The sequence below is a fragment of the Sulfurovum sp. bin170 genome (genome assembly GCF_010892395.1).
Lineage (GTDB): Bacteria > Campylobacterota > Campylobacteria > Campylobacterales > Sulfurovaceae > UBA1140.
In genome coordinates this window covers 1-1,516 of sequence record NZ_JAACKB010000307.1, presented here as the reverse complement: position 1 = coordinate 1,516, position 1,516 = coordinate 1, and the positions used below count along the sequence as shown (strand labels likewise).

General features: G+C 34.7%; 2 protein-coding genes. One reads left to right on the top strand and one right to left on the bottom strand.

What is annotated here, in order from left to right; translation table 11 throughout:
* Window positions 1–119: 119 nt before the first annotated feature.
* Entirely contained in the window at window positions 120–503 is a 384-nt protein-coding gene (locus GSY74_RS07330; protein ID WP_255494578.1) for a PIN domain-containing protein, read from the top strand.
* 72 nt (window positions 504–575) lie between these two features.
* Here GSY74_RS07330 and GSY74_RS07325 read toward each other — a convergent pair.
* Window positions 576–1,516: radical SAM/SPASM domain-containing protein (locus GSY74_RS07325; protein ID WP_164664451.1), on the bottom strand; the 941-nt coding region annotated here is incomplete at its 5' end.

Sequence of the window (1,516 nt, the reverse complement as noted above, 5' to 3'; positions counted from 1 at the left end):
AGTAAAAAACCAAAAAATGAGAACTGGATAGAGAGAACATTTGGAGTAATGGCAGAAGAGGATGCCAAAAATCTATTGAATGATATTCGCAATAGCAGGGTCAATAAAGAGATAGATTTATGGTCTTAGATACAGATACGATTAGCTATTATTTACGAGGTTCGGAGGTGGTAAAAGAGAAATTTATTCAACATCAGCGAGAGTTGGCTTCTACTACTGTTAACTATGCTGAACTTGTGTATGGCTTGAAAAAGAGAGATAACAAAAAGTATTTGCCACAAGTTGAGATAATTTTTGAGAATATCAAGGTCTATGAGTTTGATAAAAAGTCTGCGAAAATGTTTGGCATATTAAAAGCTGATATGCAAAAGAGAGGTGTGGTTGTTGCTGATATGGATTTGATGATTGCTAGTATAACTATTGCTAATGGTGAGGAGTTGATTTCTAATAATATTGGACATTTTTCTAAGATAGAAATTTTGGATGTTTGTAGTTGGGTTTAACTGGACGAGTATGGAATTAGTAGAAATATTTAATTTTTTTTGATTTTTAAGGTGGCGACTCGTTCCCATATATTAGCTTCTCCAGCACCCTGGGTCTTTAGTAAATGGTGAACCTGTGACGGAATAAGATAGACACTTTAATCCACCATTACAACTCTTTTTAAACAGACACTTCTCACACCCCACCACATCACCCTCTGATGTTTTTAGCTTTCGGACTAGGCTATTGTGGTTATAAATATCCTCAAATGTAAGATTTTTGATATTACCTATCTCTATGGGCAGTCTTCTACAGGGAAGCACCACACCATTGGGAAGCAGTGCAAAAAGATATTTACCAGCTGTGCATTTGTGAGGGGTATCCAAAAAAGGAACAAACTGCAGTGATCTATTCATCGTCACTTCTGTTTGAGAAAAAGGGTTTAAACTGTTTTTAATCTGCTCTTTTTTCATCATCAAAACATACTCAAAGGTCTCTTTTGGACTAAAAAGCTGATTTGTTAGACCAATACCTACTCCCTCAGGTATGAGCCTATCACTCCAAACTCTATTGACCTTTAGCTCTTTTGCTATCTTTACGACCTTTGGAAAACTTTTATAGTTCTCTTTGTGTGCTGTAAATGAGATGACTACTCGTATATCACTCTCTTTTAACACTCTAATCCCATCTAATGATTTTTCAAAAGCCCCATCTCCTCTAATACGATTATGGGCTACTCTATCTCCATCAATACTAATCTGTACAAAAAATGGTGGATACTCTTTAATCAAAGCAATAATGTTATTGTTTATCATCGTTCCATTAGAGAGAAAATTGAATGATATATACTCTTTAAATTTGAAAATATAGGCAAGGAGAGGTCTCAAGTTTTTATAGGAAAAAGGCTCACCACCTGTTAAATTTATAATCCCTCTTGAGGCAGATTTGAGAGAAAGAGTTTTGATAAAACCGACAAACTTATCTACAACCGTATAATTCTCTTCTAGTGTTAACTCATTTTTTATTATCTCTT